Origin of the sequence: Herminiimonas fonticola (genome assembly GCF_003293745.1) — a bacterium.
Lineage (GTDB): Bacteria > Pseudomonadota > Gammaproteobacteria > Burkholderiales > Burkholderiaceae_D > Oxalicibacterium > Oxalicibacterium fonticola.
Genome location: NZ_PTLZ01000001.1, coordinates 834,584 through 846,708 on the forward strand (window position 1 = coordinate 834,584; position 12,125 = coordinate 846,708).

11 protein-coding genes are annotated in these 12,125 nt (G+C 53.1%); 6 read left to right on the forward strand and 5 right to left on the reverse strand.

Annotated elements, in window-relative coordinates:
* Positions 1-233 precede the first annotated feature (233 nt).
* The 4 genes from Hfont_RS04170 (at position 234) to Hfont_RS04185 (ending at position 3,856) form a co-directional block, all read left to right on the forward strand.
* Positions 234-1,610, forward strand: coding sequence for a phosphomannomutase/phosphoglucomutase (locus tag Hfont_RS04170; RefSeq protein ID WP_112990935.1), 1,377 nt, complete (start codon positions 234-236; stop codon positions 1,608-1,610).
* Between the two features lie 183 nt (positions 1,611-1,793).
* Positions 1,794-3,062: a lipid IV(A) 3-deoxy-D-manno-octulosonic acid transferase gene (gene waaA / locus Hfont_RS04175; RefSeq protein WP_112990936.1), complete on the forward strand. Its 1,269-nt coding sequence runs from the start codon at positions 1,794-1,796 to the stop codon at positions 3,060-3,062.
* 33 nt (positions 3,063-3,095) lie between these two features.
* Positions 3,096-3,299: a hypothetical protein gene (locus Hfont_RS04180; RefSeq protein ID WP_133467266.1), complete on the forward strand. Its 204-nt coding sequence runs from the start codon at positions 3,096-3,098 to the stop codon at positions 3,297-3,299.
* 29 nt (positions 3,300-3,328) lie between these two features.
* Positions 3,329-3,856, forward strand: coding sequence for a GNAT family N-acetyltransferase (locus Hfont_RS04185; RefSeq protein ID WP_112990938.1), 528 nt, complete (start codon positions 3,329-3,331; stop codon positions 3,854-3,856).
* A gap of 12 nt (positions 3,857-3,868) precedes the next feature.
* Here the strand turns inward: Hfont_RS04185 and Hfont_RS04190 are convergent, their stop codons facing one another.
* Complete coding sequence (locus Hfont_RS04190; RefSeq protein ID WP_112990939.1) at positions 3,869-4,183, reverse strand: hypothetical protein; 315 nt, start codon at positions 4,181-4,183, stop codon at positions 3,869-3,871.
* 124 nt (positions 4,184-4,307) lie between these two features.
* On the reverse strand, positions 4,308-4,829 hold the full coding sequence (locus tag Hfont_RS04195) for a DUF3617 domain-containing protein (RefSeq protein WP_112990940.1): 522 nt from the start codon (positions 4,827-4,829) through the stop codon (positions 4,308-4,310).
* 156 nt (positions 4,830-4,985) lie between these two features.
* Here Hfont_RS04195 and Hfont_RS04200 point away from each other — a divergent pair, with 156 nt between their 5' ends.
* The gene (locus Hfont_RS04200; RefSeq protein WP_112990941.1) at positions 4,986-5,282 is read left to right on the forward strand and encodes a hypothetical protein; all 297 of its coding nucleotides are present in this window, start codon (positions 4,986-4,988) and stop codon (positions 5,280-5,282) included.
* A gap of 109 nt (positions 5,283-5,391) precedes the next feature.
* On the opposite strand, the gene Hfont_RS04205 is transcribed toward Hfont_RS04200, so the two are convergent.
* From Hfont_RS04205 to Hfont_RS04215, 3 genes are read right to left on the reverse strand one after another with little or no spacing between them, the layout of a single operon-like run.
* Positions 5,392-6,816, reverse strand: coding sequence for an efflux transporter outer membrane subunit (locus Hfont_RS04205; RefSeq protein WP_112990942.1), 1,425 nt, complete (start codon positions 6,814-6,816; stop codon positions 5,392-5,394).
* Positions 6,813-9,962, reverse strand: a complete 3,150-nt coding sequence (locus tag Hfont_RS04210) for an efflux RND transporter permease subunit (protein WP_112990943.1) — start codon at positions 9,960-9,962, stop codon at positions 6,813-6,815. The genes Hfont_RS04205 and Hfont_RS04210 overlap by 4 nt, the downstream gene beginning before the upstream one ends.
* A gap of 12 nt (positions 9,963-9,974) precedes the next feature.
* The gene (locus Hfont_RS04215) at positions 9,975-11,213 is read right to left on the reverse strand and encodes an efflux RND transporter periplasmic adaptor subunit (RefSeq protein ID WP_112990944.1); all 1,239 of its coding nucleotides are present in this window, start codon (positions 11,211-11,213) and stop codon (positions 9,975-9,977) included.
* 250 nt (positions 11,214-11,463) lie between these two features.
* Here Hfont_RS04215 and Hfont_RS04220 point away from each other — a divergent pair, with 250 nt between their 5' ends.
* Positions 11,464-12,114 carry a TetR family transcriptional regulator gene (locus tag Hfont_RS04220; RefSeq protein WP_112990945.1) on the forward strand — a complete coding sequence of 217 codons (651 nt, stop codon included), beginning with the start codon at positions 11,464-11,466 and terminating at the stop codon, positions 12,112-12,114.
* Positions 12,115-12,125: the final 11 nt, after the last annotated feature.

The window sequence follows — 12,125 nt, forward strand, 5'->3', positions numbered from 1 at the left end:
CAGCATACCGGAATTATGGATGCAGGTTCAACTTCGCTGATGGCTGCTGCTGGCGGGCTGATGCTTGAAGAAAATTGAAACTTGAAGACATCTAGCTTGTCGAACTCGCGTCAACTCCGCCTCTGTCGAGCATGCGGGTTATCATATCGGCTGCTGCTTGCGGTCGGTGATGGTCGGCCTTCGCTCGGATTCCCACTTTCGCATTAACACTATATTTAAGGATAAGCCTCAACATGCTGACTCTCTCGCAAAGTATTTTCAAGGCTTACGACATTCGCGGCATCATCGATACGACGCTGGATGCGGATGTGGCGCGCAGCATCGGTCGTGCTTTCGGTAGCGCAGTACGTGCCAAAGGTGAGCAGGTAGTTGTGATTGGCCGAGATGGACGTTTGTCCGGTCCCGAGTTGGCGGCTGCGCTGGCGGAAGGTTTGCAAGCGGCGGGTGTCGATGTTGTCGACCTTGGTGTGGTCGCCACGCCTATGCTCTATCTCGGTACACATGTACTGGATGCGCAGTCCGGCATCATGGTCACAGGCAGTCATAATCCACCTGATTACAACGGTTTCAAGATGGTCTTGGCGGGCGAAGCGATTTATGGCGATACGATCCAGGCTTTGTATCAGGCGATCGTCGACAAGAATTTTACTGACGGTGCTGGCGGCTATCGCACTTACGATATTGCTGCGGCCTATCAACAGCGCATCAGTGGCGACGTCAAACTGGCGCGTCCGATGAAGATTGCGATTGATTGCGGTAACGGAGTAGCAGGCGCATTTGCCGGCGACTTGTATCGTGCGCTGGGTTGCGAAGTGATAGAACTGTTTTGCGAAGTCGATGGTACTTTTCCTAACCACCATCCTGACCCAGCGCATCCGGAAAACCTGCAGGATTTAATCCGCTGCCTGCAAGAAACGGATGCTGAAATCGGCCTGGCATTCGACGGTGACGGCGATAGACTTGGCCTGGTTACCAAAGATGGCCAGATCATTTATCCGGATAGACAACTGATGTTGTTTGCACAGGATGTGTTGACGCGTCATCCTGGCGAGCAGATTCTGTATGACGTCAAATGCACGCGCCACCTTGCACCTTGGATTACCGAGCGTGACGGCAAGCCGCTGATGTGGAAAACCGGCCATTCGCTGGTCAAGGCAAAAATGCGTGAAACCGGTGCACCCTTGGGTGGCGAGATGAGCGGCCACATTTTCTTCAAGGATAGATGGTACGGTTTTGACGACGGCATGTATGCCGGTGCGCGCATGCTGGAGCTTTTAAGTCGCGAGCAAGATCCTTCTGCCGTATTGAATGCCTTGCCGCAATCGGTCAGTACGCCTGAACTGCAATTGAAATTGAAGGAGGGCGAAAGCTTTCCGCTGATCGCCAAGTTGCAACGCGAAGCGCAGTTTCCGGGTTCAGATCAGATCATCACCATCGACGGTTTGCGCGTTGAGTATCCTGACGGTTTCGGCTTGGCGCGTTCATCGAATACCACGCCGGTGATCGTAATGCGCTTCGAGGCAGAATCGAAACAGGCATTGCAGCATATCCAGGCGGAATTCAAACGCGTCATTACTGCAGCCAAAGCGGATGCGGTGATGCCGTACTGATATCCTTATGGCCGCAATCGGTGCAATGCCGGTTGCGGTTTTTCTAACTTCCCCACAGCGTCACAATTTCACTGCAATTAGGCAGCGGCCGAGCCGAAGCGGCATAATACGGCTCATGCAATTACTCTCCCATTTTTCGTACACTACAACGGCCAGCGCGCGTACTCAGCACGGAGCAGTCTCATGCGCCTGATTTACTCCATTGCGTGGTGGTTTGCGTTGCCGCTGGTGTTGTTGCGACTCTTCGTGCGCGGTCGTAAAGAAGCGGGCTACCGGCAGCACATAGCGGAGCGTCTGGGGTTTTATGGCAGCGTTGCCCGTGATCGCACATCGCCTGTGCTGTGGGTGCATGCGGTATCGGTAGGTGAAACACGCGCCGCGCAACCTTTGATCGATGCTCTGCTTGCCGCGTATCCCGCGCATACCTTGTTGTTGACGCACATGACACCGACTGGTCGTGCCACCGGCAAAGACCTGTTTGGAAAGCAGGCGCGCGTGGTACAGAGTTATCTGCCGTATGACACGGGCTGGATGGTCGGGCATTTCTTGCGTCACTTCAAACCCAAGCTGTGCGTTTTGATGGAAACCGAAGTCTGGCCAAATGTGATGGCTCAATGCGTCAAATATGATGTGCCGGTCGCTTTGGTGAACGCGCGTTTATCCGAGCGTTCCTTGAACAAGGCCTTGCGCTTGCCGGGTTTGTTTGTCGAAGCTGCAGCTGCGATGTCTTGCGTCGCTGCGCAAACGGAAGGCGATGCGGTGCGCATACGCCAGCTGGGCGCACCTGCGGTACACGTCACCGGCAGCATCAAGTTCGATGTGACGCCGCCACCGGAAATGCTGCAGCGTGGCGCGATCTTGCGCCAGCGGCTTGGCTCGCGTCCAGTTCTCGTCTGCGCCAATACACGTGATGGTGAAGAAGTGCTGATTCTGGATGCCTTGTTGCAGCAGAATCGTCCGGACATTTTATTGATGCTGGTGCCGCGTCATCCGCAACGATTCAACGACGTCGCGCAAATGATCAGCGCACGATCTTTGTCATTGGTACGCCGTTCGACGAGTGACGATACGGAAATCGGTAGCGACGTACGCGTTTTCCTGGGTGACAGTATGGGTGAAATGTTCGCCTACTATGCCGCCTGCGACGTCGCATTTGTTGGCGGCAGTTTAATAGCGCTGGGCGGACACAATCTGATTGAAGCCAGCGCGGTCGGAAAACCGGTGTTGGTGGGGCCTCATACCTTCAACTTCGCAGATGCCGCTGAAAATGCAATCGCGGCCGGTGGTGCGCAACGTGTGACCAATGCAGCGGAGATGTGGCAGCAGGCGATACGCTTGCTGGATGATGCAGAAGCACGTGCAACGATGGGCGAAAATGCGCGGCATTTTGCACAACAGCATGGTGGTGCGACTGCGCGTACCATGGCATTGTTAATGCCGCTGATCAAATAAGCTGCACCAATATTTACACAAGCAAATGAAACCATGATGAACACAGAAAATATTGAGCAAACTAAGCCATCGTCCGAACAGGTTCAAACGGATGTTCAGGTAGATATCGAAGAGACGCTTCAATACAAGCGTGTTTTGTCGGCTGCAGATGCTGAAGAGAATGCGCAGCCTGTGGATTTTCGTCGCGTGCAACACGGGCATGGCCCTTGCGCTTGCTGTGGACCATATAGCGAATAATTACAACGAATAAATCGGTACGGGAAATCATGCAGAGTCGTGATACCAGCAATCAGCAATTCTGCTGGCGCAGCATGCGGGAAGATGATCTGGCAACGGTCATAGCGATTGCAGCCCGGCTTCATCCCACTTATCCAGAAGACGAGCAGATTTATACCGAACGTCTGGCACTTTATCCAAACGGTTGCCTGATACTGGAAGTGAATTGCAATGCAGTTGGGTATGCGATCAGCCATCCGTGGCTGGATAGACAAGCACCAGCATTGAACTCACTATTGCAAGCACTGCCGACTTGTCCTTCCACCTACTACATTCATGATGTTGCGCTATTGCCCGCTGCGCGCGGGCTAGGGGCAGTAGAGCAACTTTTGGCTAATCTATTGACTGCCGCGCAGGCTCACGGTTTGAGTACGATGTCTTTAACCGCTGTCAATAATTCACACGACTTCTGGGCACGTCATGGCTTCGTCGCTATCGACGATCCTGTATTGCCGGAAAAAATGAATAGCTACGATTTTGCGGCAAGATTCCTGTTAAAGAATATTGCCGCAAGCTGATCGTTACGAGAATTAGTAACGATATGGATTATTCGGGCGACGATCGTAGCGATCAGGAACGCCATCGCGATCATTGTCGTGGCGATAATGGCGATGATGTTTATGGTAGTGGCGATCACCGTAATAAGGCTGTGGAGCGTAATAGACAGGGCGCGGCTGAACGTAGACAGGTTGCGGCTGTACATATACAGGTTCCGGAGCGTAATACACTGGACCAGGAATGCCAATATTCACGCCGACGTCAACACGTGCCATTGCAGGTGCTGCTGAAAACATCAGTACGGCTGCTGCCAGAACGCCTGCTGAAATAGTCATGGATTTATTCATGGTTCATCTCCTTGATTGATGACTCTATTAAATACCAGTGTCGGATCAAGAACTAGACTGGAATCGTAAGGATTGTTACGACTTGTATCAGAGCACGAGGGATACGTTTCCTCTTGCATAATACTTATCGCATACTCGCAGTGCCGCAGTTGTCAGATATCCAACGACCGCTGGAATTGGCACGTTCATCGACGGCAACACCTCTTACCGAACCTTTGAACTGAGTTTGTCCGGTAAAACTCTCGGGCGTCGTTAATATTGCTTCCGTTTTGCCCTGGCCATTGATTTGATCACTGGCGCAGACAAGGTCGGCGCTGTAACGATTTTCAACGCGCATGGCATTTCTTGCTTCGCAACCTGATTGGCGATCATGAAGATAAGGAGGGATTTTCTGCTCTGCCATTTCCCTGGTGATGCAAGCTTTGGAGCTGGCCGCGCCATTCTTTATCGCTGGCATATCAAAACCATATTGTTTGGCTAGCTTGGCCAGATTTTGCATCTGGTCCGGTGGAATCTGTTCGGCCAAAGTCAGCAAACCGGAGGTGGTGGTGATTTCCCACAGCCCGGGGCGCATATTGTTTTCAAGCGCGTGTGCATTGAATGCACATGCCGATATTAAAGGCAGGAACAGAAATTTCTTGTACATGATTTGCTCTTGGATGTGAATTGCATGTTCTTCTGAGTGCAGAATGATGCGGGAGGTTCAAGTGATTCCATTTGAAATGAGCTCAACTCCCATATAGATGGGATACGAAAAGCTCCGTAAATATCGCAAAATGATGTGCGAAACGGAGTCCATACAATGTCATTTCAATTACCCCTGAATATCACCGCGCAGCGCAAACCGATCTCGGCCACTGCTTACGAATACGTGCTGCATCATAGTGAACTGGGACGGTTGGGACAAATCATGTTGAGTGCCTGTATCTCTGGCAAATGTAATGTCACCTGCCTGGTGCATGGCCAGCCTGGCGATCAGATGACCGAGCAGCGGCGTGCCGTGTTTGAGCCTTTGGCCAGAACTCTGGCGGAACAAATCCAGTTGACGATCAATTTCCCGAAAACGGCCTCAAACAACAAATCGTCCGCTGCAGCCTAGCATTCAAGAATGAGGCTCACGTAAACGTCATTGATGCGTGCAGAAAAAAGAAAAGGGGAGCCCGTTTATACGGGCTCCCCTTTTTAATTGTTGCTGTGTTTCTTGATGCTTACTTGGCGGGTGCCGTAGCCACCGTCGTTTCCTGCAAACCACCACCGAGTGAACGATACAGATCAACCGCATTCGTCAAACGCAGCAAGCGTGCTTGCACCAGTGTCAGCTGAGCCGAGAACAATTCACGCTGTGCATCCAGCACGTCGAGCGAACTCGAAATACCGTTCTGGAAGCGTTGATCGGCCAGTTTCAGGCGTTCTTCCTGAGCGACTGTTGCCAGCCGTTGCGCTTCGATTTGTTCGTCGAGCAAATCACGTGCAACCAGGGCATCTGCAACTTCGCGGAATGCTACCTGTATGCTTTTCTCGTAACTGGCAACCGCGATGTTCTTGCGTACTTCTGTCAGATTGAGATTGGCAATGTTGCGGCCGCCTTCAAAAATAGGCAGTACCAATTGCGGCGCAAACGACCAGGCACGCGAACCGCTTTCAAACAAGCCGGACAGTTCGTTGCTCGCGGTACCGACGCCCGCCGTCAGTGAAATACGCGGGAAGAACGCTGCACGTGCCGCGCCGATATTGGCATTGGCCGCCAACAGGGTTTGCTCCGCGCTGCGTATGTCGGGACGTTGTTCCAGCAGATCGGAAGGCATGCCGATAAACAAGTCGGTACGTATGGTTTGTGCCGACAATGGTTGTGCCGGCGGCAAATCAGTCAGTGGCTGACCGACCAGCAGCGTTAATGCATTCATGGCCTGTGCGCGTTGACGTCGTAGCGTCAATTCGGCAACTTTCGCATTTTGCGTCAGCGCTTCATCCTGGCGCAAATCCAGTGCGGATGATGCGCCGACTTCGAAACGTTGCTTGGACAAGTTGTACGCAGCTGCGCGGCTCTCATAAGTCTGCTGTGCCAGTTCCTGTTGTTCTGCAAATGCGCGTTCTGCCAGATAGGCTTTGGCGACTTCCGAAACCAGCGTGATGTGTGCAGAACGCTGGGCTTCTTCCGTCGACAGATAGGTTGCCAGTGCGGCATCGTTCAGGCTGCGTACACGACCGAAGAAATCCAGTTCGAACGATGCGAGACTCAGGCCGACCTGATAATTACTGGTGACGACGCTGCTATTGCTGGTAGTCAGTGACGCCGGTGTTCGGGCGCGCGCGCCGGTCGCAACACCATTCAGATTCGGCAAGAGATCGGCGGACTGAATGTTGTACAGCGAGCGCGCTTCTTCGATGCGCAATGCGGCGACGCGAAGGTCACGGTTGTTCACCAGCGCGGTGCTGATCAAGGCTTGCAGGCGTTGATCGTTGAACAGTGCGCGCCAGCCCATGTCAGATGCACGTTGTGCATTGCTGGCGTTCGCCGATGACGTTTCGTAATTTTCCGCGACAGGTACATCAGGACGTGTGTACTTGGGTGCCATCGAGCAAGCGCTCAACACGCTTGCTGCGAGTACGGTCAATGTAAGTTGTTTGATCATAATTCTTCATCCTCATCACGTGGCTTGTTCGCCGCATACTTGCGACGTTGACGTTCGCTATCCTTGAAGAAGGTGCGCACCACCACAAAAAATACCGGGACCAGGAACACCGCCAGCACCGTTGCCGTGATCATGCCGCCCATCACGCCGGTACCGATTGCGCGTTGGCTGGCCGAACCGGCACCAGAAGCGATTACCAGCGGCAGCACGCCGAGGATGAACGCCAGCGAGGTCATGATGATAGGGCGGAAGCGCAGATGGACTGCTTCCAGTGTTGCTTCTATCAATCCTTTGCCTTGTGCCTGCAAGTCTTTCGCAAACTCGATAATCAGAATCGCGTTCTTCGCAGACAGACCGACCACGGCGATCATCCCCACTTTGAAGTACACGTCATTCGGCATGCCACGCAAGGTGACGCCGAGCAGCGCACCCAGAATGCCCAGCGGCACCACCAGCATTACTGATAATGGAATCGACGTGCTTTCATACAGAGCAGCCAGCACCAGGAATACGGCGATCAGCGACAGTGCATACAAGGCTGGCGCTTGCGATCCCGATGTTTTTTCTTCCAGTGACTGGCCGGTCCATTCAAAGCCGAAACCGACGGGCAGTTTTTCTACCAATGCCTGCATTTCCGCCATGGCGTCACCTGTGCTGTAACCAGGTTTTGCACCGCCGGAAATTTTCATCGCCGGATAGCCGTTGTAACGAATTAACTGTACTGGACCACTGATCCACTTCGACGTTGTGAATGACGAGAACGGAACCATTGCACCAGTCGCGCTACGTGCATACAACTTGTCCAGATCTTCCGGTTGCAAGCGGCGTGGCGCATCGGCTTGCACGATCACACGTTGTTGACGTCCCAGGTTCGGGAAGTCATTGACGTAAGACGAGCCCAACAATGTCGACATGACGCTGTTGATGCTTTCGAATGTCACGCCCAATGCATTTGCCTTGTCGCGGTTGATGTCGAGTTGCAGCTGCGGTGCATCTTCCAGGCCTTCAGGACGGACGCCTGCGAGGATTTTGCTTTGCGCTGCCATGCCGAGCATCTGGTTACGTGCCGCGACCAATGCGTCATGGCCGAGACCGGCACGATCTTGCAGACGGAAGGTAAAGCCCGTGGCGTTACCCAGTTCGCGAATCGGCGGCGGATTCAACGGAAATACGATGGCATCCTTGATGCTTGAGAGTGCACCGAAGGCACGACCTGCAATCGCATCGGCGCTATCTTCCTTGCCGCGTTCGCTCCAGTCCTTGAACGGTGTAAACACCAGTCCGGCATTTTGTCCATTGCCGGAGAAGCTGAAGCCGGAGATCGAGATCACGTGCTCGACCGCGGGTTGCTTCATGTAATACGCTTCGATTTCTTTCAGCACTTCCAGCGTGCGGCCGGTGCTGGCACCTGACGGCAACTGAACGTTGGTGATGATGTAACCCTGATCTTCACTCGGCAGAAAGGATGCCGGCAAGCGCACATACAGCAAGCCGACGCAAGCGACGATGAGTCCGTACACAATCATGTAACGCATGGTTTTAGTCAGCATCTTGCCGATAAAACTCTGGTAGCGCACAGAGGTCTTGTGGAAGACACGATTGAACCAGCCAAAGAAACCGCGTTTTTCGTGATGATGGCCAGCTTCAACCGGTTTCAAAATGGTCGCGCAGAGTGCGGGTGTCAGCGTGAAAGCCATCAACACCGAGAACACCATCGATGCCACCATCGAGATCGAGAACTGGCGATAAATCGCGCCAACCGCACCGCCGAAGAATGCCATCGGAATGAATACCGCAATCAGCACCAGCGTGATACCTATCAGTGCGCCGGTAATCTGGCCCATCGCCTTGCGGGTTGCATCGCGCGGCGACAAACCTTCTTCGCTCATGATGCGTTCGACGTTTTCCACCACCACGATCGCATCATCGACGAGGATACCGATCGCCAGCACCATACCGAACATCGTCAGCACGTTGATCGAGAAGCCGAACACCAGCAAGGTGGCAAACGTGCCCATCAGCGCAACCGGCACGACGATGGTTGGGATCAGGGTGTAGCGGATGTTCTGCAAGAACAGATACATCACCAGGAATACCAGGATAATCGCTTCGATCAGGGTTTTGACGACTTCCTCGATCGATATCTGAACGAACTTGGACGTGTCATAAGGTACCGTGTATGTCACGCCAGCCGGGAAGTACTTGGACAGATCTTCCATTTTTTTGTGGACGGCCGTTGCCGTACCCAGCGCGTTCGCAGTGGGTGACAATTGCACACCAATGAAAGACGTTGGCTTGCCATCGAGACGACCGGCGGTTGCATACGATTGACCACCGACTTCGATGCGGGCGACATCGCGCAGACGCACGGACGAACCATCCTTGTTTGCCCGCAAAATGATCTTGCCGAATTCATCCGGGCTGCTCATTTGGCCGTTCACGACGATGGTTGCGGTGATCTGTTGCGAAACCGGGCTAGGCAAATCGCCGAGCGTGCCGCCGGCAACCAGTGCATTTTGCGCGCGGATGGCACTGGTGATGTCAGCCGGTGTCAGATTCAAGCCGACCAGTTTATTCGGATCAACCCAGATACGCATCGCGCGTTCGGTACCGAACAACTGTGCCTGACCGACACCTGGTACCCGCTTGATTTCATTGAGTACGTTGCGTGATAAATAATCGCCCAGTGCGACAGGGTCGAGTCTGCCATCGGACGAGGACAGGCCGATGAACATCAGGAAGTTGCTGCGGGATTTGGTAACTTGCACGCCTTGCTGTGTGACTGCTGCAGGCAAGCGTGATTCCACGCGCTTCAAGCGGTTGGAAACGTCAACTGCGGCCAAATCCGGATTGGTTTCTGGTGAAAACGTAACAGTGATTTGAACCTGGCCATTGGCCTGGCTTTGCGATTCGATGTATTGCAAACCATCGGCACCGTTCATTTCCTGTTCGATCAAACTGGTAACACTATCGTCCAGCGTTTGTGCGGTAGCACCCGGATAGTTCGCGGTAACGACAATTGTCGGTGGGGCGATATTCGGATATTGCGCGACCGGCAAACTGGTAATCGCCAAGGCACCGGCCAGCATGATGAAGATGGCTAGTACCCAGGCAAAAACCGGGCGGTCAATAAAAAATTTACCCATTACGGTGCTCCCTTACTTCGACTTCGGTTGTTCTGCGGTCTTGGCTGCAGGTGCGGATGCTGCTGCAACTGGTTTGGCTGCATCTGCTGCGGGAGCGGTAGCATCAGCTGGCGCGGCTTTTTTCCATTGCACCGCCTTGACTGTTGCACCTGGCTGGACTTTTTGCAGACCTTCGACGATGACTTGATCGCCTTCTTTCAAGCCGTCATTGATGACCCATGAATCGCCGCTGGCAGCGCCGGTTTTAACTGAACGCGAAACAACTTTGTTTTCTGCGCTGACCACCATCACTGCCGAACCATCCGGTGTGCGTGTGATTGCTTGTTGCGGTACGGTGATCGCGTTTTCATTGATAGCTTGTTCAACGCGGGCACGTACGTACATGCCTGGCAATAATTGACGATCAGGATTTGGGAACTCTGCGCGCAAGGTGACTGCGCCCGAACTTTCATCAACGGTCAGATCGGAGAACAGCAGTTTTCCCGGCTGTGCATATTCCTGGCCATCTTCGGTGATCAGCGTCACTTTGACTTGCCCCTTGCCTGCGCTCTTCAATTTGCCATTGGCCATGGCACGTTGCAGTTGAAGGATTTCAGTGCTGGACTGCGTCATGTTGACGTAGATAGGATCGATCTGTTGCACGGTTGCCAGCGGCGTGGCTTCGTTCTGACCGACCAGTGCACCTTCAGTGACGAGTGCGCGACCGATGCGGCCGGAGATTGGCGATGTCACGGTTGCATAATCGAGTGACAGGCGTGCGGTTTCACGTGCAGCTTTGCTTGAGGCCAGATCTGCCTCGGCTTGTTTCAACGTCGCAGTGACATCGTCGTATTCCTGTTTGCTGATTGCATTGGTTGCGACCAGCGGCTTGTAACGTTTTTCTTTCAATTCCGCTTGCAACAAGGTCGCTTCTGCGCGTGCAACCGCAGCATTGGCGCTGTTATAGGTCGCTTTGAATTGAGCTGGGTCGATCAGGAATAAAGTAGCGCCGGCTTTGACATCGCTGCCCTCACGGAAAGTACGTTTCAATACAACGCCTGGTACGCGCGCGCGGATTTCTGCAATGCGGGTCGACTCAAGACGACCCGGTAATTCATTTGTTACGCTCAATGATCCCGGTTTGACGGTAACGACAGATACTTCAGTAGGGGGAGGTGCGGATGATTGTGTATCGGACTTGCCGCAAGCGGTGACTGCAAATAAAACAAAGATGGCGGCGCCAAGGGTGGTCAAACGGGGGAGTGAACTCATATACATCTCGCACGGTGAGTGAATGCGCTGCCAAAAAAATCGACAGTCCGATAATCAAAAAAGCTAATGCAAAAAAAAGTGACGCCGAAAGCGCAAAAGCATTCGTTGTTGAATGGCTACTCTTGCGCTTTTGTTTGATGCTGATGCTGCGGGTGAGGTATTATACATACATTCGCGAATGTATGTATGTGGGGCAACTAAGCTCTTAGCATATCTAAATATTCGAAAATTGTTACAGGACGATGATTTTATGGCTCGCTCGACGAAAGAAGAGGCGCAGGAAACCCGCAGCCGCATCCTTGATGCTGCAGAAGAAGTATTTTTTACGCGTGGTTTGGCGCAGACTTCATTGGCTGATGTTGCAGTCGCTGCAGATGTGACGCGCGGCGCAATTTACTGGCACTTCAAGAACAAAAGTGATTTGTTCGATGCGATGTGCGAGCGCGTACGCTTGCCTATGGAAACCTTGTTGGCGATTCCGACAGAAAAATTTGCCGGTGATCCTTTAGGGCATCTGCGCAACTCATGGATTTATCTGTTGCGGGACGCAAGCAGCAATATTCGCTCACGCCGGATTCTGGATATTATTTTTCTGAAGTGCGAACTGGTTGATCGTAACGAGCCAATCTGGATGCGTCAGCACCAATGCTATCTGGATGGCCTGGCGAATATGGAGCGCATTCTGACTGAGGCGATTCATCTTAGGCAGTTGCCTGAAGATCTTGATACTCGACTCGCAGCGATTACCTTGCATAGTCATGTAGTTGGCTTGCTCAGCAATTGGTTGTTTTCACCAAGCAGCTTTGACTTGGCTGCAGTGGCTGAACCATTGATCGATACCTGTCTGGATAGTTTGCGCTATGCGCCGGCCTTGAGGATAAAGAAAGAGCAGGGAGTTTGAAGCCAGACTTT

Bases quoted from the DNA above. Each gene is read 5' to 3' on its own strand.
- Hfont_RS04205 (WP_112990942.1), bottom strand. From the start codon at position 6,816: ATGATCAAACAACTTACATTGACCGTACTCGCAGCAAGCGTGTTGAGC.
- Hfont_RS04195 (WP_112990940.1), bottom strand. From the start codon at position 4,829: ATGTACAAGAAATTTCTGTTCCTGCCTTTAATATCGGCATGTGCATTC.
- Hfont_RS04170 (WP_112990935.1), top strand. From the start codon at position 234: ATGCTGACTCTCTCGCAAAGTATTTTCAAGGCTTACGACATTCGCGGC.
- Hfont_RS04215 (WP_112990944.1), bottom strand. From the start codon at position 11,213: ATGAGTTCACTCCCCCGTTTGACCACCCTTGGCGCCGCCATCTTTGTT.
- Hfont_RS04180 (WP_133467266.1), top strand. From the start codon at position 3,096: ATGATGAACACAGAAAATATTGAGCAAACTAAGCCATCGTCCGAACAG.
- Hfont_RS04220 (WP_112990945.1), top strand. From the start codon at position 11,464: ATGGCTCGCTCGACGAAAGAAGAGGCGCAGGAAACCCGCAGCCGCATC.
- Hfont_RS04185 (WP_112990938.1), top strand. From the start codon at position 3,329: ATGCAGAGTCGTGATACCAGCAATCAGCAATTCTGCTGGCGCAGCATG.
- Hfont_RS04190 (WP_112990939.1), bottom strand. From the start codon at position 4,183: ATGAATAAATCCATGACTATTTCAGCAGGCGTTCTGGCAGCAGCCGTA.
- Hfont_RS04200 (WP_112990941.1), top strand. From the start codon at position 4,986: ATGTCATTTCAATTACCCCTGAATATCACCGCGCAGCGCAAACCGATC.
- waaA (WP_112990936.1), top strand. From the start codon at position 1,794: ATGCGCCTGATTTACTCCATTGCGTGGTGGTTTGCGTTGCCGCTGGTG.
- Hfont_RS04210 (WP_112990943.1), bottom strand. From the start codon at position 9,962: ATGGGTAAATTTTTTATTGACCGCCCGGTTTTTGCCTGGGTACTAGCC.